At 45.4% G+C, this 22,750-nt stretch carries 22 protein-coding genes; 14 read left to right on the top strand and 8 right to left on the bottom strand.

Annotated elements, in window-relative coordinates; all coding sequences use genetic code 11:
• The first annotated feature begins 79 nt into the window (after positions 1 to 79).
• The 7 genes from SHAL_RS00425 (at position 80) to SHAL_RS00395 (ending at position 6,651) form a co-directional block, all read left to right on the top strand.
• Entirely contained in the window at positions 80 to 1,231 is a 1,152-nt protein-coding gene (locus SHAL_RS00425) for an iron-containing alcohol dehydrogenase (protein WP_012275216.1), read from the top strand.
• An 88-nt stretch (positions 1,232 to 1,319) separates the two neighbouring features.
• Positions 1,320 to 1,715: a cupin domain-containing protein gene (locus tag SHAL_RS00420; RefSeq protein ID WP_012275215.1), complete on the top strand. Its 396-nt coding sequence runs from the start codon at positions 1,320 to 1,322 to the stop codon at positions 1,713 to 1,715.
• A gap of 181 nt (positions 1,716 to 1,896) precedes the next feature.
• The gene (locus SHAL_RS00415; protein ID WP_012275214.1) at positions 1,897 to 2,565 is read left to right on the top strand and encodes a DUF3157 family protein; all 669 of its coding nucleotides are present in this window, start codon (positions 1,897 to 1,899) and stop codon (positions 2,563 to 2,565) included.
• A 241-nt stretch (positions 2,566 to 2,806) separates the two neighbouring features.
• Complete coding sequence (locus SHAL_RS00410) at positions 2,807 to 3,547, top strand: sulfite exporter TauE/SafE family protein (RefSeq protein ID WP_012275213.1); 741 nt, start codon at positions 2,807 to 2,809, stop codon at positions 3,545 to 3,547.
• Between the two features lie 92 nt (positions 3,548 to 3,639).
• Positions 3,640 to 4,659, top strand: a complete 1,020-nt coding sequence (locus SHAL_RS00405) for a D-cysteine desulfhydrase family protein (protein ID WP_012275212.1) — start codon at positions 3,640 to 3,642, stop codon at positions 4,657 to 4,659.
• Between the two features lie 117 nt (positions 4,660 to 4,776).
• On the top strand, positions 4,777 to 6,189 hold the full coding sequence (locus SHAL_RS00400) for a Na+/H+ antiporter NhaC family protein (protein ID WP_012275211.1): 1,413 nt from the start codon (positions 4,777 to 4,779) through the stop codon (positions 6,187 to 6,189).
• A gap of 75 nt (positions 6,190 to 6,264) precedes the next feature.
• Entirely contained in the window at positions 6,265 to 6,651 is a 387-nt protein-coding gene (locus tag SHAL_RS00395; RefSeq protein WP_012275210.1) for a RidA family protein, read from the top strand.
• Between the two features lie 82 nt (positions 6,652 to 6,733).
• On the opposite strand, the gene SHAL_RS00390 is transcribed toward SHAL_RS00395, so the two are convergent.
• Positions 6,734 to 7,660, bottom strand: a complete 927-nt coding sequence (locus SHAL_RS00390) for a LysR substrate-binding domain-containing protein (RefSeq protein WP_012275209.1) — start codon at positions 7,658 to 7,660, stop codon at positions 6,734 to 6,736.
• A gap of 344 nt (positions 7,661 to 8,004) precedes the next feature.
• Between SHAL_RS00390 and SHAL_RS00385 the strand changes: the two genes are divergently transcribed.
• Positions 8,005 to 8,412, top strand: a complete 408-nt coding sequence (locus SHAL_RS00385) for a GNAT family N-acetyltransferase (RefSeq protein WP_012275208.1) — start codon at positions 8,005 to 8,007, stop codon at positions 8,410 to 8,412.
• Positions 8,413 to 8,487: 75 nt separating this feature from the next.
• On the opposite strand, the gene hutH is transcribed toward SHAL_RS00385, so the two are convergent.
• The 3 genes from hutH to hutC form a co-directional block, all read right to left on the bottom strand.
• Positions 8,488 to 10,020 carry a histidine ammonia-lyase gene (hutH, locus tag SHAL_RS00380; RefSeq protein ID WP_012275207.1) on the bottom strand — a complete coding sequence of 511 codons (1,533 nt, stop codon included), beginning with the start codon at positions 10,018 to 10,020 and terminating at the stop codon, positions 8,488 to 8,490.
• A 20-nt stretch (positions 10,021 to 10,040) separates the two neighbouring features.
• Positions 10,041 to 11,705, bottom strand: a complete 1,665-nt coding sequence (gene hutU / locus SHAL_RS00375) for a urocanate hydratase (RefSeq protein WP_012275206.1) — start codon at positions 11,703 to 11,705, stop codon at positions 10,041 to 10,043.
• 163 nt (positions 11,706 to 11,868) lie between these two features.
• On the bottom strand, positions 11,869 to 12,573 hold the full coding sequence (gene hutC / locus SHAL_RS00370; protein WP_012275205.1) for a histidine utilization transcriptional repressor HutC: 705 nt from the start codon (positions 12,571 to 12,573) through the stop codon (positions 11,869 to 11,871).
• A 175-nt stretch (positions 12,574 to 12,748) separates the two neighbouring features.
• Here hutC and hutI point away from each other — a divergent pair, with 175 nt between their 5' ends.
• Positions 12,749 to 13,975 carry an imidazolonepropionase gene (hutI, locus tag SHAL_RS00365; protein WP_012275204.1) on the top strand — a complete coding sequence of 409 codons (1,227 nt, stop codon included), beginning with the start codon at positions 12,749 to 12,751 and terminating at the stop codon, positions 13,973 to 13,975.
• 426 nt (positions 13,976 to 14,401) lie between these two features.
• On the opposite strand, the gene SHAL_RS00360 is transcribed toward hutI, so the two are convergent.
• Together SHAL_RS00360 and SHAL_RS00355 are read right to left on the bottom strand one after the other, a co-directional pair.
• Positions 14,402 to 15,061, bottom strand: coding sequence for an HNH endonuclease family protein (locus SHAL_RS00360; protein ID WP_012275203.1), 660 nt, complete (start codon positions 15,059 to 15,061; stop codon positions 14,402 to 14,404).
• Positions 15,054 to 16,301, bottom strand: coding sequence for an AAA family ATPase (locus SHAL_RS00355; protein ID WP_012275202.1), 1,248 nt, complete (start codon positions 16,299 to 16,301; stop codon positions 15,054 to 15,056). Before SHAL_RS00355 ends, SHAL_RS00360 begins: the two co-directional genes overlap by 8 nt.
• A gap of 262 nt (positions 16,302 to 16,563) precedes the next feature.
• Here SHAL_RS00355 and SHAL_RS00350 point away from each other — a divergent pair, with 262 nt between their 5' ends.
• From SHAL_RS00350 to SHAL_RS00330, 5 genes are all read left to right on the top strand, one after another.
• Positions 16,564 to 16,743, top strand: a complete 180-nt coding sequence (locus tag SHAL_RS00350) for a hypothetical protein (protein WP_041415779.1) — start codon at positions 16,564 to 16,566, stop codon at positions 16,741 to 16,743.
• A 178-nt stretch (positions 16,744 to 16,921) separates the two neighbouring features.
• Positions 16,922 to 17,971 carry a murein transglycosylase domain-containing protein gene (locus SHAL_RS00345; RefSeq protein ID WP_012275201.1) on the top strand — a complete coding sequence of 350 codons (1,050 nt, stop codon included), beginning with the start codon at positions 16,922 to 16,924 and terminating at the stop codon, positions 17,969 to 17,971.
• Between the two features lie 256 nt (positions 17,972 to 18,227).
• Positions 18,228 to 18,905 carry an acireductone synthase gene (mtnC, locus tag SHAL_RS00340; protein ID WP_012275200.1) on the top strand — a complete coding sequence of 226 codons (678 nt, stop codon included), beginning with the start codon at positions 18,228 to 18,230 and terminating at the stop codon, positions 18,903 to 18,905.
• A 191-nt stretch (positions 18,906 to 19,096) separates the two neighbouring features.
• Positions 19,097 to 19,525 carry an acyl-CoA thioesterase gene (locus SHAL_RS00335; protein ID WP_012275199.1) on the top strand — a complete coding sequence of 143 codons (429 nt, stop codon included), beginning with the start codon at positions 19,097 to 19,099 and terminating at the stop codon, positions 19,523 to 19,525.
• Between the two features lie 78 nt (positions 19,526 to 19,603).
• The gene (locus SHAL_RS00330) at positions 19,604 to 19,879 is read left to right on the top strand and encodes a GNAT family N-acetyltransferase (RefSeq protein WP_012275198.1); all 276 of its coding nucleotides are present in this window, start codon (positions 19,604 to 19,606) and stop codon (positions 19,877 to 19,879) included.
• A gap of 50 nt (positions 19,880 to 19,929) precedes the next feature.
• On the opposite strand, the gene SHAL_RS00325 is transcribed toward SHAL_RS00330, so the two are convergent.
• A complete protein-coding gene (locus SHAL_RS00325) occupies positions 19,930 to 20,334 on the bottom strand; it encodes an acyl-CoA thioesterase (protein WP_012275197.1) in 405 nt (134 codons plus the stop codon).
• 238 nt (positions 20,335 to 20,572) lie between these two features.
• The gene (locus tag SHAL_RS00320) at positions 20,573 to 22,369 is read right to left on the bottom strand and encodes an AMP-dependent synthetase/ligase (RefSeq protein WP_012275196.1); all 1,797 of its coding nucleotides are present in this window, start codon (positions 22,367 to 22,369) and stop codon (positions 20,573 to 20,575) included.
• Between the last annotated feature and the right edge of the window lie 381 nt (positions 22,370 to 22,750).

The following is a 22,750-nucleotide window of genomic DNA, read 5'->3' as shown; positions in this document are numbered from 1 at the left end:
ATTCATAGATCATTTTTATATTCTCAACCCATTTAATTTTTCATTTAAAACTTTGATTTATAAACTTTAGGAAAACATTATGAGCAGCGTATTTTACATGCCTCCAATGACCCTCATGGGCCAAAACGCAATACAGTCACTCGGTTCTGAACTTACAAGCAAAGAACTCACAAAAGCGCTTATCGTGACAGACAGCGTGCTAGTTGAAATCGGACTCGTTAATCGTCTAACTGATGAGCTTAAGGCACACAATATTGACTTTGCGATTTATGACGGTGTTAAGCCAAATCCAACAGAGAAAAATATCGAAGACGGTCTTGCTTTATTGAATCAAGAAAACTGTGACTTCGTTATTTCATTTGGTGGCGGCTCATCACACGATGCAGCAAAAGGTGTCGCCTTAGTTGCCGCTAATGGTGGTCATATTCGTGACTATTCAAAAGGTGTGCACACATCTAAGAAACCACAACTTCCACTAGTCACAATTAACACGACTGCTGGTACGGCTTCTGAAATGACAGTATTTGCCATCATCACTAACGAAGCTGACGAAACTAAATACCCTGTTGTAGATAAGCATTTTACACCGATCATTGCTGTTAACGATTCTGAGCTCATGGTTGCTATGCCTAAGTTCTTAACTGCAGCCACAGGTATGGATGCGTTAACACACGCTATTGAAGCCTATGTTTCTACTGCGGCAACACCTATCACCGATGCATCGGCAATCAAGGCGATTGAGTTAATCTCACAAAACTTAACCACCGCAGTTGAAAATGGTGAAGACCGCAAAGCACGTGATGCAATGCAATACGGTGAATACCTTGCGGGTATGGCGTTTTCTAACGCTTCACTAGGTTATGTTCACTCTATGGCGCATCAGTTAGGCGGAGTTTACGACTTAGTACACGGTCTATGTAACGCAATTCTTCTTCCAGAAGTCTCACGCTTCAACGCTGTAGCAACACCAGCACGCTTTGTTGATATCGCTAAAGCTATGGGTGTTGATGTGTCAGCAATGACACAGGCTCAAGCTATTGAAGCGGGTATAGAGGCAATTGAAGCACTATCTCGTCAAGTCGGCACGGCACAACGTCTAAGTGACTTAGGTGTTACTGAAGAGAAACTCGCATTCATGGCGCAAAACGCGCTAAACGATGCTTGTTCTTTAACTAACCCACGCAAAGCGAGTCTTGAAGAAATTATCACTATCTTTAGAGCGCGTTTGTAATCCGATCTTAAAGCAATCAATACGTTAGCTCACAAGTAACAATGAAGGGAAATCTGCATTTCCCCTCATTCATTATTCTAGGATCCCTATGACAACCCTAACCAGTCAAAGCAACAAAATTACCCTGATCAAATCAGGCTCTTTCGCACTTAATGATTTAAGTCAGTTATTAAACATCGAAAACCTAAAGAGTGATATGGCTGAAGTTAGTGTCACTAACAACAGCAATGCCCTCACTATTGGCCACTTTACGATGGCACCGGGCACTGAATTTGAGTACTTCTATGATTCTGTAGAATATAAGGTGATCACCAAAGGAAAGATCGTCGTACGTGACACTGATAACATTAAGTATGTAGCTGAAGTCGGTGACGTATTACTCTTCTCTCCAGATGTCACAGTCATTTTTGACGCTGAAAGTGATGGAGAAGCCATCTACACGGCTCACCGTCTAGCTTCTGCTGACTTTGCACCAAAAGCTTAATTAAGCACTCGCTTTACTGACACCAACCTAACCCTAACTTAGGGTTGGTGTTTTACGTTCACTAAACCCAGCGACCCCTTTCAGCTCCGATGATAACTACGTCTTATTCTGACTAACACCTGTATTAATCCCGCACGACTTTGTCTATGCTAAGGCAATCAACTTAAACAGGTTATTTCCCATGTATAAAGCTCTGCGTACCTACATCTCGATTGCATTATTACTATTTTCTATCCCAGCAATAGCTGGAGAAGTGGCGCGCGTCACCTTAGAAAACGGTGCCACGGTCAAACTCAACGACGACTTTAATTGGGAATATGTCATTCTTGAGAGCCAAACCAAACCCGATACCGCGGTGCCAGTCACCTTACCAGCAACTGTCAGTACAGTCGCTGTAGCTGCAAGCACTGCTCCGGTAGAAACTGAAGCGCTAGCAAAAGTCGAAGCCGTTCCTACGACGCTACCGGCTAATATCGAAACTCTGACCTCAACAGCGATAGCCCAAGCAGAACTTTTAAAGTCGACGGCCAAAAGTGGTGTAAAGGTTAGCTTGCTTAACAGTCAGTGGGATGATGATGGTCGTCTTGGGCTAACTTTTGAGCTTAGCAGCACCAGTCCAGAACACTACGTGATGATCGAGCTAGAGGTCAGTCTGTTTGCCGACTCCGGTGCACTAATTGACAAAGAAACCATCAAGGTATGGCAAGCAATTTTCAGAATGCCGGACTCTTACCTACGTAAAGGCCAGACTCGTGAAAGTCGTACCTTCTGGATTGAAGGCATCGACAAAGCCCAGTGGACTAAAGAGTTGATGAGCCTAAAAATCGGTGAGATGGATTCAAGAATGTAATCTCACAAAACAGGTTTAAAGACAGCCGCAAGGGTAACCTCCTTGTGGCTTTTTTCGTTTAAGCGCCTTGTAAAAAGTGGGGAACTATCGATCTGGATCGACTTTTTCCATCAAATGTAGCCTAGCCTAGTTTTTAGCATAACATTTAGTTATAGCTGATAAATATTTAGTCAATTGACCCAAATAGGGGTCATAAACATATAATCCATCCATAGATTAAATATATTATTTTGGTTAACTCATGGAACTCTCATTATTATTAATGACAGTGTTTTTCGCAGCAACACTACAGGCTGCAACAGGATTCGGATTTGGATTAATTGGCGTTAGTATTTTACTTGTTTTATTACAATCTAATTCTGCAGTTCAAATTGTCATTATATTAACCTTAGCCATGTCGCTAGTTCACTGGATTAAAATCCGTAAAATAGCACCAATGGATTTAGTAAAAAAAATAATGCTCGGCTGTGCCCTCGGCTACCCTATCGGCATTATTATATTCAGTAATTTCGACCTTACTGCACTTAAAATTTCTGTCGCTCTACTTATTATTGCGATCACGACTCAAAATATCATAGAGATGATTAAATCTCGTAAAGGTCATGAAACTATCCCAGCCAACATGGGTAGAGGTTCATGTTTTGGTGTCGGTACTATGTCTGGTGTGATGGCAAGTGCAATGGCGATGCCAGGCCCGGTTGTAGTGGCATACCTAACACGTAGCGTGCTCACTAAAGATCAGATCCGCGCCACAGTGATCACCTGTTCAACTTTTTCTTACATAGTGGCTTTAGGCCTACAAGCGTCTTTTGTGGGTATTGGAGCAGACACTTTTAAAACATCCATGATGTTAATTCCAGCGACTTTCGCAGGTGCATTTTTCGGTGATTACATATCTAAGTTTATTAATCAGGAATTATTTAAAAAAATAACACTCTTCGTTTTATTTGGTAGCGGCGTAAACATCCTACTAAACATATAAGTTACAAAATTAAAGTATAAAAACATAACCAAATACAAAAGCCATTCTTATAAATATTGATACAAGAATAAATTAATATAAAGGAATCAAAAATGCTTACAGATAAATACCCAAAAGCTAAATTAGCTCATACACCAACACCTTTCGAATTTATGGCTAATATGACCAAGAAATTCGATGGTCCTAAATTATGGATTAAACGTGACGATGCGACAGGTTTAGCCATGGGTGGTAACAAGGCTCGTCAATTAGAGTTTTATGTAGGTAAGGCACAAGCTGACGGCTGTAATGCCCTGCTTACTACTGGTGCAGTTCAATCTAACCACGTTCGTATGACGGTAGCTGCGGCACGTAAGATGGGCTGGCATGTTGAAGTACAGCTAGAGCACCGCGTCGATGGCAGACTACCTGAATATGAAAACAGCGGTAATCCATTCTTAGATAAGTTGATGGGTGCAAAAATCCATGTTTACCCAGAGGGTGAAGATGAGAACGGTGCCGATCAGGTGATGTATGACCGAGCCGACGAGCTAGTGACAGAAGGCTATAAGCCTTTCGTTATTCCGCTAGGTGCTGTGGGTAAGACACCGTGGGGCGCACTCGGTTATGTAGATTGCGTTGAGGAGTTATTACTTCAAGCACAAGCGACCGGTATGAAGATCGATGCCATCGTACTACCAACGGGTTCTGCAAACACTCACGCCGGTGTATTAGCAGGTTTGATCGCCCTAAACAGCGATATCCCAGTATACGGTTTCTGCGTTCGCCGTGACAAGGTGGCTCAGTTCGAGCGCGTATTAGTTAAAACTCGCAAAGTGCTACAACTACTTGGTGTAGACGAGAATAAAGCCACTCACGACTTAGTTAAGTGTGAAGATTGGGTTCTAGGCCCTGGATATGGCCAATTGACGACTGAAGTTCATGAAGCAATCGAGATTTTAGGTCATGAAGAAGGGATATTATTAGACCCTACCTACACAGCGAAGAGCATGGCCGGCATGATCGGCATGATCCGCGACGGTCAATTCACTAAAGATCAGAACGTCGTATTTTTACATACAGGTGGTACACCAGCCCTATTCGGCTACCCTGAACTGATTGCCAATAAGTAAAAACAAAATAAAAAAAACATGCCTGAGAGTTTTCTCAGGCATTTTGGCCAAACTTTATATTCCTCGTCCCAACAGGCTACCCCTGCAGCGATGACGAAGGAATAGGTAGAATCTATTATGTCTCAGTCAACAAAGCTTGAGTTTCATATAGGAAAAATCGGTGGAATGGTTCCACTGTTGACCATGGTCGGTCTGATGTTACTGCTTACCTTTAATGGTGTTGGTGGCCCTAAAGCCGCATGGGCACCTGGCTTTATCGCCATTATTTTAGGTATGTTCCTAGTTAAGAGTAAACGTGACTATTTTCAGTCGATTTTAGACGGTATTGCTGATAAAACTGGTGTTGTGGTGATCACAGCCTGGATCTTCGCCGCCGTACTCGGCTCGTTAATGAAGGCCGGTGGCCTAGTCGACGGTATTCTTTGGTTTGGTATGTCGACCGGTATTCAGGGCAGCATGTTCCTTATTATCGTGTTCATGTCTACTGCCATCTTCGCCATGGGTACTGGCTCGTCAAACGGTGCCAACTTAGCCCTTGCTCCTATCCTATTCCCAGCCGGTGTTTACCTAGGCGCAGATCCAGCTTTTGTTGCTCTTGCTCTACTGTCTGGTGCCGTATTTGGCGATAACATTGCGCCAATTTCCGATACTACCATCGTAGGCTGTACCACACAGGGAGCCGACTTTGGCGCCACGGTTCGCCAACGTATGCCGCTATCACTGACTGCCGGAGCTATAGCACTCGTCGCCTTGGTATTCTTTGGTCAAGGTGATGGCCTAGTCGAAGCGGCCACCCAAAGCGGTGATAGCGCCCGCCCAGAAAGCCTACTAATGTTGCTCTCTGTTGCTGCCGTTGTGTTCTTCGCCCTAAAAGGTCGCCACCTGTTAGAAGCCCTAAGCTACGGTATCCTTGTTGCAGCCGTTGTTGGACTCGGCATCGGTGCCTTCGCGATTTCGGATCTATTCACCGTTCCATCTCAGCGCGGCGTCTCTAACGGTATCATCGAAGACGCTATTGCCGGTGTAACTGGTGCGGTCGTATTCGTAATCCTAATTTTGGGCGTTATTAAGATCTTCATGAATAGCGGCATCATGGATGACATTCTCAAGTTCATCACAGAACGCGTTTCAAATAGTACCCGTAGCACCGAGCTCTTGATGTTCTACTCAACATCAGTGTCGTCACTATTGGTGAGCTCGAATGCACCGTCTCAGCTACTCGTTGGCCCGACTCTAGTCAAGCCACTAGGTGAGAAGAACAACATTACCCCTGAGCGTCGCGCCAACCTAATGAGTGCCTCTGTGTGTTCAATCTTCTACATGATGCCTTGGTGTCTTGCGGTGATGGTCTGGTACTCGGCAATCGAAACCTCAGCTATCTCTTCTGGCTTAGCGGTTCCGAGTGCATCGATCAGCTTTATGGCACCTTACCCATGGGCCCTACTGGGTGTAATGATGTTCTCTATCATCACGGGTTGGAAGCGCTACGGCAAACAGGCTCAACCCCAAGCTCAAGTACAGCCAGCCTAATTGCAACTAATACAATAAACGAATAACAATAACTGTGGCGGCGTAGTCCGTCACAGATAAAAACAGGAAATAGAAATGACTAAAGCACTTAACACTGAATCAGCACCTGCAGCTATCGGCCCATATGTTCAAGGTGTCGATCTAGGCAGCATGATCTTTACTTCTGGCCAACTACCAATCGACCCAGCTACTGGTGAGATGTCTGCAGATGTTGCAGAGCAGGCACTACAGTCACTAAAGAACGTTCAGGCTATCGTAGAGTCTGCGGGTCTGACTATGGCAAACGTGTTCAAGATGACGGTTTTCGTTAAAGACTTGAACAACTTCCCAATCGTGAATGAAGTTTATCAAAACTTCTTCGATCAGCTTGGTGCAAGTTACCCAGCTCGTTCATGTGTAGAGGTTGCCCGTCTACCTAAAGATGCACAGATTGAAATCGAAGCGATTGCAGTAAGAAGCTAATCAGAATTCAATGACCCGCGAATCCCCCAAAAAATACCGCAGCATGCTGCGGTATTTTTTTAATTGTTTTTCCATTTTAAAATTAACGGTCAGGCTCTTTATTCAGCGAGGGGCTTTCAAAATACTCAAATAAGATGTCTAGAAAAGCATTCACCATTCTAGGAGTCTGGATGCCTTTTGCCTGAACCACGTGGTATTCCCACTCAGTTACAGGCTCAAATGGACGACTCACAATGCCATCAGCTCCTGAGTGCAGTACGAAAGGATCTAAAATTGCGATGCCAACTCCCTTTCTTACCAACTGAAATAGCGTACTTTGCTCTCTCGCTTCGAGGATAATATTACGCTTAACACTCTGCTTAAGAAATGCATCTTCGACTCGGGTTCGAAACGGGCTGCCATAAGCCAAGGTCATAAAGCGTTCATGTTTCAGATCGATCGGTGAGAGTGAGCTTTTTTGTGCTAATGGGTGCCCCTCATGAAGCAAGACCACCGCTCGGTGTCTGCGCAGAAAGCGACAGCTGAACTCATCTTCATCCGCTTCAACGTTAGTCGTTATCGCGATATCGATTCTATGACTTCGTACCATCTCCAATAACTGAATTCTCGATGCCGACTCCAGCTCAATCGATACATTAGGGTGCAAGCTTAAAAACGCCGCAATCACATCGGGCATAAAGCTGTTAGAGCAGATAGGCATGACTCCGATACGCAATCGCCCCTGATTATTACGGGCGATGGCATCAGCCGAAGAGGTTAAACTGTTCATGCCCACAAATACTCGGTTAACATCCTTATAGAACAGCTTGGCCTCAGGTGTCGCCTCTAACTTATTGTGTGTACGGATAAAAAGTGGAAAACCGACACGATACTCAAGCTCGGACAACAATCGACTCACTGCAGGTTGAGAGATATACAGGAGTTCGGCAGCTCCCGTTACCGTGCCTGACAACATAAAGCAGCGAAACGCTTCAATTTGACGAATCTTAATTTTCGAATCCGCAAGCATTATAACTTCACCTAATTTAGATATAGCCTTTGCTAAATAGTATCGAAAAACTCATTTGACTACCGAGCATTTGCTCCCAAAATCAGTAACTTCTATAGCTGAGATTAAAACTATCAGGCAGCAAAGGAGCCCGCTAGATTAAGGCAAAAAAGATAATTTTTAATTGATTAGGCTTCTTTCTGTAAAGTAATATTCAAGCTCAGCAGCACGGTTAAACGCATGTGTAACCCACTGTTAAAGCAGAGCAATTTAACGATGAATTAGCTTCCACTGTGCTACACCTTTTTAGCTAATCCATGAAAAGCCCCCAATGATGGCGATACACAATCAGGATCGAAGTAGATATGGACTTTCAAATTGAACTCAACGGCCTCATAGAAGAAACCGAAACGATTGAACTCTATCAAGCAAATGAGTGGTCTTCAGCGGATAAGCCCGATCTGTTAATCCTTGCGCTTCGCAACTCTCATACACTTGTTACGGCACGCTATGAGGGTAAATTGGTGGGGATCGGCAACGCCATCTCTGACGGCCATCTCGTTGTGTATTATTCTCACATGCTCGTTCATCCATCTCTACATGGTAAAGGTATCGGCCGCAAGATGATGGCTGCGATGCAGTCTGTCTACTGCGGTTTTCACCAACAAATGCTTACCGCTGATGGCGATGCCGTCGAGTTTTACAAGGCTCTAGGCTTCGAGCGTGCAGGTAAAACAGAGCCTATGTGGATATACGCAGGTACTGAGCATTAAACGCTAACATATGCCCTTTAAGACAAAAAGGGCCTTAGGGCCCTTTTTACTATCTGCTTACTTAACCCATACTACCTATAGGCTAGGTAAGATATCTGCTGGCAGGTAAGCATTAAAACTGGCTGTAAGCAAAAGGCCCGTTGCCGCCTCGATATCTGGGCCGAAGAAACGGTCCTTATCATAGTAGGCCACCAGCTCACGCAACTCGCCCTTAGCCCGTGCAACCGCAAGCGCGGGTTGCAGTGGTGCACGGAAATCCAAACCTTGCGCCGCTGCCAACAATTCAACCGCCAGCACTCCACGAGTGTTTTCAGACATGTCACGTAGACGGCGCGCCGCAAAGGTGGCCATAGACACATGGTCTTCTTGGTTCGCCGAAGTTGGTAAGCTATCGACTGACGCAGGGTGCGCATAGGTCTTGTTCTCTGATGCCAATGCCGCAGCCGTCACCTGGGCAATCATAAAGCCTGAGTTGACCCCGCCGTTCTCAACCAAGAATGGGGGTAGCTTCGATAGGTTCGAGTCAATCAATAGCGCTATACGACGCTCGGCAATAGAGCCAAGTTCTGCGATAGCAATTGCCAAGTTATCCGCCGCCATAGCAACAGGCTCGGCATGGAAGTTACCGCCAGAGATAATATCGCCCGTATCTTGGAACACCAATGGGTTATCGGTGACGCCATTCGCTTCTGTGCCTAATACCTCGGCCACATGGCGAATTTGGGTTAAACAGGCACCGAGCACCTGTGGCTGACAACGTAGTGAGTAAGGATCTTGCACCTTTTCACAGTTAAGGTGAGCGAGACTGATCTCAGACTCATCCCCGAGCAGATGACGGAACACGGCCGCCGAATCGATCTGACCTTTCTGACCACGAGCCGCATGGATACGAAGATCAAACGGGCTACGACTGCCCATTGCCGCCTCAACACTCATGGCACCAATCACTGAGCTTGCGGCAAATAGATCTTCAGCATTAAACAAACCTTCGAGTGCTAAAGCCGTCGATGCCTGAGTACCGTTAAGTAGTGCTAAGCCTTCTTTCGCCGCCAATTCGATTGGCTTAAGGCCCGCGATTTCAAGACCTTCAGCCGCGCTAATCAGCTGACCTTGGTAGCTCATCTCACCTTCACCAAGTAGTGGCAAACACATATGTGATAGCGGTGCTAAGTCGCCCGATGCGCCGACAGAGCCTTTCTCTGGTACACATGGATAGACACCCGCGTTAACCAGCTTAATCAGGAAGTTGATCACCTCTAAACGAATACCGGAGAATCCACGGCTCAGTGAGTTAATCTTCAATACCATCATCAAGCGCACGGTTTCATCGCTCATGTGCTTACCTGTACCTGCCGCATGGGACAGTACAATCGAGCGCTGCAGCAGCTGTAAATCCTCGGCGGCAATCTTAGTGTTGGCTAATAAGCCAAAGCCAGTGTTGATGCCGTAAACCGTGCGGCCTTCATCCAATACCTGCTGTACTAAACCTGCACTGGTATTGATATCGGCGATCGCACTCTCAGCCAGCTCTAATGTCACCTTGCCACGGCTAATTTCACGGATTTGCGCCAGGGTTAACGTACCCGGAGTTAATACTAAATGACTCATGTTAATGCCTCTTATTCTTTTTATAGCATTGGCAGGTCTAGACCCTGCTCTTTTGCACAATTTTTAGCGATATCGTAACCCGCATCAGCGTGACGCATCACGCCGGTAGCCGGATCATTCCACAGTACGCGACCGAGGCGCACTGCCGCGTCGTCGGTGCCATCGGCCACAATCACCACACCTGAGTGCTGGCTAAAGCCCATACCAACACCACCGCCGTGATGCAACGACACCCAAGTTGCGCCACTTGCGGTGTTAAGCAGAGCATTCATCAATGGCCAATCCGATACCGCATCAGAGCCATCGAGCATTGATTCGGTTTCGCGGTTAGGGCTGGCAACTGAGCCTGAGTCTAAGTGATCGCGACCAATCACGATTGGCGCTGAAAGCTCGCCATTTTTAACCATTTCGTTAAAGGCTAATGCCAAACGCGCACGGTCTTTTAGACCCACCCAACAGATCCGTGATGGCAGACCTTGGAAGGCGATACGCTCGCGCGCCATATCGAGCCAGTTGTGTAGCTGCGGGTTATCAGGAATAAGCTCTTTTACCTTGGCATCGGTCTTGTAGATATCTTCAGGGTCGCCAGACAGTGCTACCCAGCGGAAAGGGCCAATACCTTCGCAGAATAGTGGGCGTACATAAGCCGGTACGAAGCCCGGGAAGTCGAATGCATTCTCAACCCCCTCTTCAAATGCCATCTGACGAATGTTGTTACCGTAGTCGGTGGTCGCCGCGCCAGCAGCTTGCAATGCTAGCATCGCCTTAACCTGTACCGCCATCGACTGCTTAGCCGCCTTAACTACAGCCGCCTCATCTTTTTTACGCATCTCGGCTGCATATTCTAGCGTCCAGCCCTGTGGCAGGTAGCCATTTAGCGGATCGTGAGCAGAGGTTTGGTCGGTCACCACATCAGGGGTTATACCTCGTTCCACCAGCTCGGCAAACACATCGGCTGCGTTGGCTAATAGTCCCACAGATACCGGCTTGCCGCTGTTGTTGGCTTCTTCAATCATTGCCAAGGCTTCATCGAGTGAAGTCGCTTTTTTATCAACATATTTTGTACGAAGACGGAAATCGATACGGGTTTCGTCCACTTCACAAGTGAGTACCGAGTAACCCGCCATGGTACCCGCAAGAGGTTGCGCACCGCCCATACCGCCAAGACCGCCGGTTAAGATCCACTTGCCAGCAGATACACCATTAAAGTGTTGCTTAGCCATCGCCACAAAAGTCTCGTAGGTGCCCTGCACGATACCTTGCGAGCCGATGTAGATCCACGAACCTGCCGTCATCTGGCCGTACATGGCCAAACCCTTTTTATCGAGTTCGTTAAAGTGTTCCCAGTTTGCCCAGTGTGGTACTAGATTAGAGTTAGCAATAATCACCCGTGGCGCATTGCTGTGAGTCTTAAATACTCCAACTGGTTTGCCCGATTGCACCATCAGCGTTTCATCATCTTCAAGACGCTGCAATACTTCAACAATTTTGTCGTAGCATTCCCAGTCACGTGCAGCACGGCCGATACCACCGTAAACCACGAGGTCTTCAGGACGCTCAGCAACATCAGGATGCAGATTGTTCATCAACATCCGCATCGGTGCTTCAGTTAACCAGCTCTTACAGCTTAGCTTTGTTCCTGTCGGCGCGATGATGCGGCGGCTTGGATCGTGTCTCTTATCCATCGGTACTACCTCGTTCAATTTGTTTTTGTGTTTTTCTTATCAGCTTATTTTTAAGCTTTTATATTTACGGTCTTTTTAATTTTTTAGAGCATTTTATAAATCGTGTTGTTGAGCGTTTTTACTTGTGGAACGGTAGCCAGCTATCCCTAACGGCCAATAAGCTTTAGCTAAAAGTCAGGTGACCACCTAATCTAAATCGACTTCCCGGGTGCACTAAACGTGCAAAACTCACCACACCTTGGCGCGACCAAGTACGGCGAGTGATCTGTAAACAGGGTTCTGACGCATCGATGTTGAGCAAAGCTAACTGCGCATTATCGGCGAGCTTAGCCTCGATGGTGTGCTTGGCTTCGGTAAGCGGTGCCACCATAGATAGATATTCGTGGGGAGTCTGCTTGGTAAAATCTTGGGCTAAATAATCAGGCACCAGTTTCGGATTAACGAAGCGCTCTTCTAACTGCAGCGGTGTGCCTTGCTCGCAGTGTACTAAAACCGAACGATACACATTGCCGCCCTCCTCTAAACCTAGCGCAATAGCGATGGCACCAGTCGCATGGGTCTGGGTCAGCTCAACTTGCTGCACACTATAGCCGTGGCCACGGTCTTTAATCTCATCGGCAATGTTACGAATTGCCATCATAGAAGACTGGGTTTTGAGTCCGGCAACGAAAGTACCTAAGCCTTGAGAACGTTCTAATACACCGGATTCTGTCAGCTCAGTTAAGCCTCGACGCGCTGTCATGCGGCTACAGTTAAACAACTCGGCTAATTGATTTTCAGACGGCACGCGGCTGTCTTCGGCCCACTCGCCAGACTCAATTTGCGCTAAAATATATTGCTTAATCTCTTCAAACTTTGGCGTCGCCATTAACCTTCCCGTTGCAGCTGAACTTGCAAACAGCTATTTACATGCTTAAAAACTCGGCTACAATCCTAGCTTGTATATACAAGTAAATACAAGCGGGCTCACAAATTATTTTTAGTGCTGATGTTTGGTGTTAGTATTCAGCCACTGCAAAAACAACCAAAAAGAGAACTGCATCATGTCGTGGGATCAAGTCTGGATAGATATCAACATAGCTACAATGTCGCCAAAGATTTCAGAGCCTTACGGCGCAATTACCGATGCGGCACTCGCCGTACAAGATGGCAAAATTGCTTGGGTAGGTAAACGTAGCGACTTGCCTGAATTTGATGTATTCGGCACACCGATTTACAAGGGTAAAGGTGGTTGGATCACCCCGGGGTTAATTGATGCCCATACTCACTTAATCTTTGCAGGCAATCGCGCTAATGAGTTTGAGCTACGCCTAAAGGGCGCCAGCTATGAAGAGATCGCCCGCAGTGGTGGCGGTATCATCTCGACCGTCAACGCCTGCCGCGAAGCCGATGAAGCCGAGCTGTTTGAACTGGGTCGCCAGCGTTTAAACGCGCTGGCTAAAGAGGGCGTGACCACAGTAGAAATCAAATCGGGTTACGGCTTAGATATCGAAACCGAATTAAAGATTTTGCGCGTTGCCCGAGAGCTAGGTAAGCACCATCATGTAGATGTTAAAACCACCTTCTTAGGCGCCCACGCCATTCCACCTGAGTACAAAAATGATAGCGATGCTTACGTCGACTTAGTGATCAATGAGATGCTACCTAAGGTAATGGCAGAGAACCTTGCCGATGCCGTGGATGTATTTTGCGAAAATATCGCCTTCAACCTAGAACAGACAGAGCGCGTACTGACCGCCGCTATCGATGCAGGACTCGACATCAAGCTACATGCCGAGCAGCTCTCTAACATGGGCGGCTCAGCCATGGCAGCTAGGCTTGGGGCAAAGTCTGTGGATCATATCGAATACCTTGATGAAGCAGGTGTTAAAGCCCTGAGTGAAAGTGGCACCTGCGCGACCTTATTACCCGGCGCATTTTACTTTCTACGTGAAACCCAGCACCCGCCAATCGATTTGCTGCGCAAATACCAAGTCCCTATGGTGGTCGCCAGCGACTACAACCCCGGCTCATCGCCACTTTGCTCAAGCCTATTGATGCTCAATATGGCCTGCACCCTGCTACGTTTAACCCCAGAGGAAGCATTAGCAGGTATGACGCGCAATGCCGCCAAGGCATTAGGTATTGATGATCATGTCGGCGTTATTGAAGTCGGCATGACCGCCGATTTCTGCATATGGAATATCAGCACCCCAGCGGAGCTAGCCTACACCTATGGTGTCGCCTCGTGTGTGGATGTGGTGAAAAACGGCAACCTTGTACACCAGTAGAGTGTAATGCCTGAGCGATGAGGCATGCTCATCGTTTGGGTGTCGCTGTTAGTTTTTATTTTATTTGGAACTTCGGAGTCGCTTCCGGCAGCCGTGGTTCCTATTTTCCTACGGCTGATGCTGGACAGGATTTAGTATCTAATCACCTCAGTTATGACTGTCTGCATCTGATGCAGCTAATGACCTGCGGTCAGCGTATGTGCAGACACTGCCATGACACGCTGTAAATCCATCCCTGGAAGCTCGGCCATGACAAACAACACCCCTGTTTAAAGGCCAGTTCGGCATCCTGCCTCTCGTTCGAGAGCTTAATAACTCCGTTATCTCTCACCATGTCATGGACGGTCACGGCCGCATCTACACTTGGTTAGAAAAGCATGATCATTAAATTTCTACGTTCACCATCGAAGTTGCCGAACTGCGGCACTAGTTGATCAAAGGTCCAAGTAATTCATTCAAGTCTTCATCATCAAGAATACACCACTTGATAAATGCTGAGTATTGAGACTGATCAGACATAAGCACTTGAATTCTCTCTAATGCATCTTCACGCTCAGCTTCTAGCGCATCCTCGGCATAATATACATTGAGCCATTTGTGAAATAATGCAAACTGCGTATTTATTTTTTTCCTCAAGTAGCTTCCTGTGACAGCTTTATTAACCGTATGATCACTGTTATAAATTTTCTCTAAAAGCTGTTCAGTTTCTACAGACCTAGCATCTTCACTCTGTCGTTCTACAACTAACTTCCTTGCGCCAGGAGTTCTAGGTGGCAACAGTTTTATCTCTCGAAACACATCTTGATTCGGGGCACAGCAATCCAATAGATTATTGAAATACTGCAACTTTATGTTGTTACATCGCCCACAAGAAAAATACAAATTACTCCAATCGTACTTTAAATCATCATTATTTTGATGAGCTACAAAATGTTCAACATTGATATCTTGTGGTTCTTTCGTCTCACAAAGATAACACTTCTTATGAAAAGCACGTTCAAGCGCTTTTACCACATCTTCATCTTTGTAGCTTCTTCGTGCTGCAAGTGAAGCGGGGACTTCATCTCCTCTCTTTACATTAAACATCTGTACTTTTCGCCTTAGCTTTAAGCACTGATAGTTGAGCAGACTCTAAGAAATATAATGACTCTGAATCCAACTTAGATTCACTCTGTCGCAGCTCTGAAATCAAAGACTCAACCTTGCCGATATCTAGTTGAAGTTTTGTTGCCTCTTCATTTAGCTCTTTTACTTTTGCGTTTAATAAATCTGAACTAGATGAAACTCCAAATAGCCCATCTAAGATAGATTCATACGAATACATTGATAGGTCATCAATTTGTTCGAGCTTTGATAAGTCATAAATGACAGCATCACTTACTGATGAGACAACAAATGGTGAGTGAGTAGTAACAATAAATTGAATCTTAGGAAATGACTTAGTCAGAAATGCAAATATCTTACGTTGCAATGAAACGTGCAAATGAGCATCAATTTCATCGATAAATACAACACCTTCAATTTCATCAGGCGTTATCTCTGTTAATTGAATAGTAGTAACTAAATCAGCATACACTGCTAGGATAGAAGAGAAGCCCGATGAAAGCTTTTGAAAACGAAACTCTTCCTTATGTTCTTGCTGAATAAAGAAAGTTTGAAGTTTAGAGTCAAACCTCAACTTAAGAGTTTCATCTTCAAACAGATACCTCAAGTTATCCTGCAAAAACTCAAACCAACTTTTTACTTTAGAAGCTAATGCAGGATCATTATCGATACTCGGGGACTCAGCATAAGCTTGCACCGTTTTATAGCTCACCAGGTATTGCTCAAACAGCGACCCGGCGGAAGACCCTCTACGTTTATTTGTTACTTGATCTGCAAGGTTAGAGGTGCTTAAAGCCGAAGTTGATTCAGCGATTTTGGCTTCACGAACTGCTTTAAACATTGTTAATAATGCTTTATCAGATTGATAATTCACTACATAATTATCTAGGTTACTTAAGGACAGAATTGGATTTTCGAGCTCAAATAATTTGTCATTAGCTATCTCTAGAGCTCTTTTCCAGCCCTCATAGCTTTCATGACTTGCCCCGTATTGAGCCATAGATTGAGATAGGGAATTTATACGCCTATGTAAATCTAAAGGATCTGCATTCTTTCGATTAATTACCCGCTCCGTCAAATACTCCAACAAATGGTTTAAAAAGTTTGTTTTACCACAACCATTTCCACCAGTAAGAATAAGGCTCTTACCTTGTAGTTCTATATTGACGACTTTATCTGTGAAAGGAATCTTGGTATTAATATTTTGAATGTAACCAGTCATAAAATCTCACATGTTTATTTTTGCATTGCAGTAAGAGTACACCTTGTAAAAAACAATATAAATTAGTTATTTAAATCATCATAGAAACATAGTCCTCAAATTAACCTCCTTAATCACAGGAAACATCCATCCCCCATCGGAGTTGCCGAAGTGCGTTGGAAATTCTTTATAAACCAGAGTCACGTGATGCCGACAGGGATGTCGGCGTAGCTTTCGCGGGGCAGGATGCCCCATCGGAAGCGTTAGTGATTTATCCATAAGCATGAGGATCAACAACTTCGTCGGGGCGGCAGGGGTGATCCAAGAGGGGATTGCTGTTGTTCCCCTTTTGGCCGAGTGTGAGCTGGAAGCTCACGACCTTTATCAAGCGCAGCTTGATTGTTTACCGCTATTAGCACCTATGGGGGATTCCATCCCACGACTTTGGTCTGGCGTAGCCTGATGCTCTATAAAATGGGCGTATAGCCCATAAATTTTTATCAAACGAAGTTTGATCGATTTAAAAAATCGAAATCCAAACTACACAAAAAACAACCAAAGTTTGAAAAATAAAACCTCAACTATGAGGGTTATGCCCAACCATTGTATAATCAAGCCACAAAAACCTAACCCTCTGATAAATGTCTAAATACTTATTCCAGCTACTCATTGCGATCTACTGCCTAATCGCTATCACCCTAGCGAATATCGCTAGCGCTAACAGTAGTGAATTAGACTTGAGTGACTACGATGCCGACGTCGCGGCATTGCTACTCGAATATCAGGGGCAAGACTCCTATTCTCGGCCAATTATGCCATCGGTTTTGGTGTTTAACGAGAGCGAACAGGCCTCGACCTATGTCGACTTTAAACGCGGCTTAATATTGGTCGAAACCCGCAGCAAAACGCAGCTTAAAGACGCGGTTGTGCAGGTACTGCTGACTCAAATCGATCCAAAAGTGATTGATGCACAAACCGCACAAGACTTTGGTCTGATCAGCAAAAAGAAAAAGCCATTCTTTTGGGGACAAGTGCTCGATAGAGAGGGCAAGGAGATTGAGTTCCAATGGCGTGCATCGCGTTACGCCGACGACTTGGTCGCGAAAAGTAAACGAGTGAACTCGCGCTTTCGGGTGGCGATCCATATGGTGAAAGAACACACCCAGATTGCCGGTAATAAGTATATCAACTATGCCCGCAGTGCCAGCCGCAAACACGGCATCAGCACTGATTTGATCATGGCGATTATGGAGACCGAAAGCTCGTTTAACCCACTGGCGCGCTCACGTTCTAACGCTCTTGGACTCATGCAGATTAAGGCCAATACCGCAGGTCGTGACTATTTCAGCTTAATCCAAGGCTATACACATACGCCCTCATCGGCTTATCTCTATGATCCCGCCAAAAATATCGAAGTTGGCACCGGCTATCTAAAGATCTTATCGACGCGTTATCTTGCGGGCATTAAACACCCAAAGAAACGTGAATACGCAGTGATCTCAAGTTACAACGGCGGCGCGGGTAACCTGTGGAAGAGCCTCGACCCACGGGGTAATCGCACCAAGGCACTGGCGCGAATTAATAAGATGACCGTTAGCGAGTTTTATTGGTTTTTGACCCACCGCCACAACCGCCAAGAGACACGTAACTACTTGAAGAAAGTCAGTAGTAGGCAGAAAAAGTATCTTTAACTCAGTAGTAAAAATACAACAACTTTAAAACGACTCAGTCCTCCAGCCAGATAGCGCAAGGTTGGCATACCGTTAATCAATAACTCAGACTCGGCCATTAATGCCGAGGGCAAAGCATCATAAATAGACTAAAACTGAAAATTTAGTACAAACACAGGCGCGATTACACTAGCCAAATCGAACGATTCAGCTTAGGATCTGAGCAATAAACCGATCTCGACTACACGTTATATACATTGCGGAGTGACCAAACATTATGGGTATCAGAGCCATCGTCGTTGATACAGCCGGTACGACTACCGACCTTAACTTTATTGAAGAGATTCTCTTTCCTTATTCAGCTAAGGCCTTACCCGCTTTTCTTGAAGAAAATCAACATAATGTACTCGTAGAGAACTGTATTTGCGATGTGCAAGATATTGCACTTGAACCAGATGCCAGTCTTGCTCGTGTAACTGAAATTTTACTGCAGTGGATTAAAGAAGACCGTAAAGCTACACCACTGAAAACCATTCAAGGTTTGATCTGGAAACAGGGCTACGCCAATGGTGAATTTAAGGGCCATATCTTCCCTGATTTTATCGAAGCATTAGATGGCTACAAGCAGCAAGGTCTACGTGTTTATAGCTTCTCTTCAGGCTCTGTTGAGGCGCAAAAGTTATTGTTTAGCCACAGTGATGCAGGTGATCTCAACGATAAGTTTAATGGCCACTTTGACACTCGCACAGGCAACAAGCGCTTTAAGCAGGCATATTGCAATATCGTCAACACTATCAGCCTAAGCCCGAAGCAGATTTTGTTTGTTTCTGACGTACTTGAAGAGCTTAAAGCCGCTAGTGAAGCAGGCTTAAATGTGGTGCAGATGGTACGCGACGATAGCCAACGCACGGGCGACTTTAAAACGATTAGCAGCTTTGCAGAGCTAAGCATTTAGCTCTATTGATTAATTAGAACGAAAGGCATTCTTTATGAATGCCTTTTTTGTCTCTATAACTTCCATTCTGTAATAGACATATAAAGCTTTTCACGACATTGCTCTCGCTTGTTGCTGCGACGGCATACTGTTATGCTGTTCACAAATTAAACAGCTGTTTAAACAAACACTGTCACGACTAAGAAAATATTATGGATAACTTTCTCGAGCAATACCCCGTCAACACCAAGATAGCAGTCGCTTGGGGAGAAATGGATGCTCTGCAACACGTCAACAATGTAGTGTATTTCCGCTATTTTGAAACTGCGCATATCGATTTTTTTAATCAGATAAACCTACTCGATGAGCTACAAACTACGGCGGTGGGTCCGGTGATCAGCGAAAATCAAGCCAAATATAAGCGTCCTGTCACCTTCCCCGATACCTTGACTGTTGGTGTGAGCATAAGCGACATTAAGGATGACCGGTTTATGATGCACTACAGTGTCTATAGTCAGAGTCAGCAGACGGTGACCACATTAGGCTCATCTCAGGTGGTGATGTTTAACTTTAAGACAGGGAAAAAAGCCAAGCTGACGCCTGAGTTAATTAACGCCCTAAAAACCTACCAGCAGGCATAAACGATTTGTGCGAGATGATTTGTACGAAAGAGTTTGCCAGCTTCGCTGCGCCCCAATGCTATAGATAGGATTGCTATTATGAGTGAAGTTATTCACCTAGCCGACGAGAGTCGCTTCGTTATCAATGTTGACGGAGCGCAAGCCGTGCTGGCTTATGAGTTATATGAAGATCAGACTGCCGCAGACTCACCGGGTCGTCGCTGTAATTTCAACAACACCTATGTGCCACCAGAGCTGCGCGGCAGAGGCTTGGCAGAAAAACTAGTTCGTCGTGGCCTTAAATGGGCCAAGGCTGAGGGGCTAGAAATTGAAGCGAGCTGTTGGTACGTGCAAAAGTTTTTGGGTAAAAAATAACAGCTCACTCAAACTAAAGGCCCATGTTCAAGGGCCTCATACCAATTGCATTATTCGCCAGTCAGCAGAGCTAACTGCGCTCGAATATTGGCGCTTAGCGGCTGGCTCTTTTCACTGACATAGTCGTAATGCACCATGGCTGTTTGCGCTTCGGCGGTTTTCTTACCGTTTTGCCAGCAGCTTTGGGTTAACTCAAAACTGCTATTACCGATACGACTGACCCAGGTTTTTACCGTAACGTCGCTAGCAAAGTAGGTCGGAGCGTTAAAGCCGATGGTGAAACCCGCCACTATCAGGTTCCACTTAGACAAGTCTTGTGTCGGATTAAAAATCTTGAAAATCGGTTCACGTGCCGCCTCAAACCAAACCGGGATCACCGTATTATTGATATGCCCTAAGGCGTCAGTTTCACAAAATCTTGGCTGTAGGGTTAAACTAAATGCAGTCTCTGACACTGGAGAGCTTCCTTGTTGTTATTGTTATTGCTGTGATCGTTACGAGAGTTTTCTCGCCACCATTCTACCGATAAATTACAGCCTTAGAAGAGTAAAAGACTAAATGCCATGTTTAGCAGTGGAATCCCCACATTCCATAAATAAATACCAACGCTTTCCATCCATGGGCTTTTAAATAAAGCATGGGCATAAAAAAGGCACGCTAATGCGTGCCTTTATTTATCTGTTTCAAACCCGTTTAGCGGCTGTACATCTTGTCGATTTCACGAGCATACTTGTTGTAAATCACCTTACGACGTAGCTTCATGGTCGGGGTAATTAAACCCGCTTCCATCGAGAAAGCATCTGGCAACAAGGTAAACTTCTTAATCTTCTCAAAGCCAGCGAGCTCGCTTTGCAAAGTTTTAAGACGCTGCTCAAAAAGCTCAACCACACGAATATTGCGTAGTAGATCAAGCTGGGTTTCGTAATGAACGCCCTTCTCTTTCGCCCAAGCTTCTAACGACTCAAAGGCTGGCACAATCAAGGCGGTCACATAGTTACGCGCATCGGCAACAATCGCAACTTGCTCGATGAATGGGCAACACCCCACTTTACCTTCTACACGTTGCGGAGCGATATACTTACCGTTTGAGGTCTTCATCAACTCTTTAATGCGGTCGGTGATAAACAGGTTGCCATTTTCATCCAGACGACCCGCATCACCCGTTTTCAACCAACCATCTTCAAACGCATCAGCGGTTTCTTGTGGACGATTGAAGTAACCGCGCATTACGGTATCACCACGAACCAGAATTTCGTTGTCTTTACCTAGCTTGATCTCAACTTCAGGTATCGCCTTACCGTTAGAACCTGGCACGCGATTACTTAAGGTATTGCAGGTTGCTGTCGCCGTGGTTTCTGTCATGCCATAGCCACACAGTACTGGCACGTCGATGCTTTGGAAGAAAGCACTGACATTTGGATCGAGTGCCGCACCGCCGCAAGGCATAAACTTAAGGCGTCCACCTAAGACCTGCTTTAACTTGCTGAAAACCAGCTTATCGGCCAGTTTCCACTGCAGACTTAAGCCCAACGAAGCCTTGTGTCGGCCTTGGCCCACTTCAGACTGCTTATGACCCACAGACATCGCCCAAGTGAACATCTTCTGTCTCATCTCTGGCGCTTTAATGACCTTGTCTTGTACCGCGCTATACACTTTTTCTAAGAAGCGTGGCACGACACAAAGAGTGTGCGGGCGAACTTGTACAATTGCCTCTTTCACAGCCATAGGGTTAGACAGGTAGACGTTATGGCCGCCACGACATAGGACGTAGAAGCTCCAACCGCGTTCAAACACGTGACTCAGTGGCAAGAATGCCAATGACACATCACCCGGTGTAAATGGCAAGAGTGTGTCATGCTGACGTACCATAGAAGCAAAATTACGGTAATCGAGCATCACCCCTTTAGGGTCACCAGTTGTACCTGAAGTATAAATCAGCGTTAATAAGTCATCTAAACTTAAGTCCGCTAAGCGCTTTTCAAGCTCTGCTGCTGCGACTAAGTCAACCTCACGTTCGAGTAGGTCGTCTAAGTAAAAATGATTTTGCTGATCTTGTAGCTCAACAGATTTGTCGAATACCACAACTCGAGTCAAGCTGTCACACTGAGCAACGAGATCACACGCCATCGCGTACTGATCTTTATCATCGACGAAGACAAGTTTCGCTTCGGCATCGTTAACTATGTAAGTAGCTTGTTCAATTGTGCTAGTTGGATAGATAGGTACAACAACGGCTTTAGCCTTTAGTAGGCCAAAATCAGCACAAGTCCACTGTGGACAGTTCTGTGACAAAATCACTGCGCGGTCATGGGATTCAATACCAAACTGAATCAACACCCGTGCAATTTTAGAGGTGATGGTATCAAATTGAGCCCAGCTCACTTGATGCCATGGCGCTGCTGTTTCGAATCCTTCGAGCGCAATAGCGTCGCCAAGTGCTTGGCTTTGTTGCTGTATTAATCGTACTACGTGATATTGCTCGAGCGACATAAAATGGCTACCTTTTAGCTTACAAGTGTTCCGCTTTGGCGCAAGTTTACTCGAAGACGCACTAAACACTAAGAGTTTTTGCTCTATTTTTGTTAACTCAAACACAAAAAAAGGCCGTCACGTGAAGTCAACCGCCCTTATTTAACAACAACTCTTTTAAGCTAAGCATATCAATTAAAACAGAAATATTTTGTTAACAAGTGTACCTGTACAGTACAGTTTTTAGCGCAACAAATTAGATTAAACTTTAACCATCTTAATGGGGTTTTCAACTTAATACGCTTTATCAGTGCGGCATTAACATTATGCTCGCAGCAGATCGACCAACATAAACCTTGTTGAGCTGAGCAGAGCGTCAGCATTATTTGTAATGCCTCTATA

This window comes from Shewanella halifaxensis HAW-EB4, from assembly GCF_000019185.1.
GTDB lineage: Bacteria > Pseudomonadota > Gammaproteobacteria > Enterobacterales > Shewanellaceae > Shewanella > Shewanella halifaxensis.
Note: the sequence above shows the minus strand (reverse complement) of the source record. Positions and strands in the feature narration are given on the sequence as shown.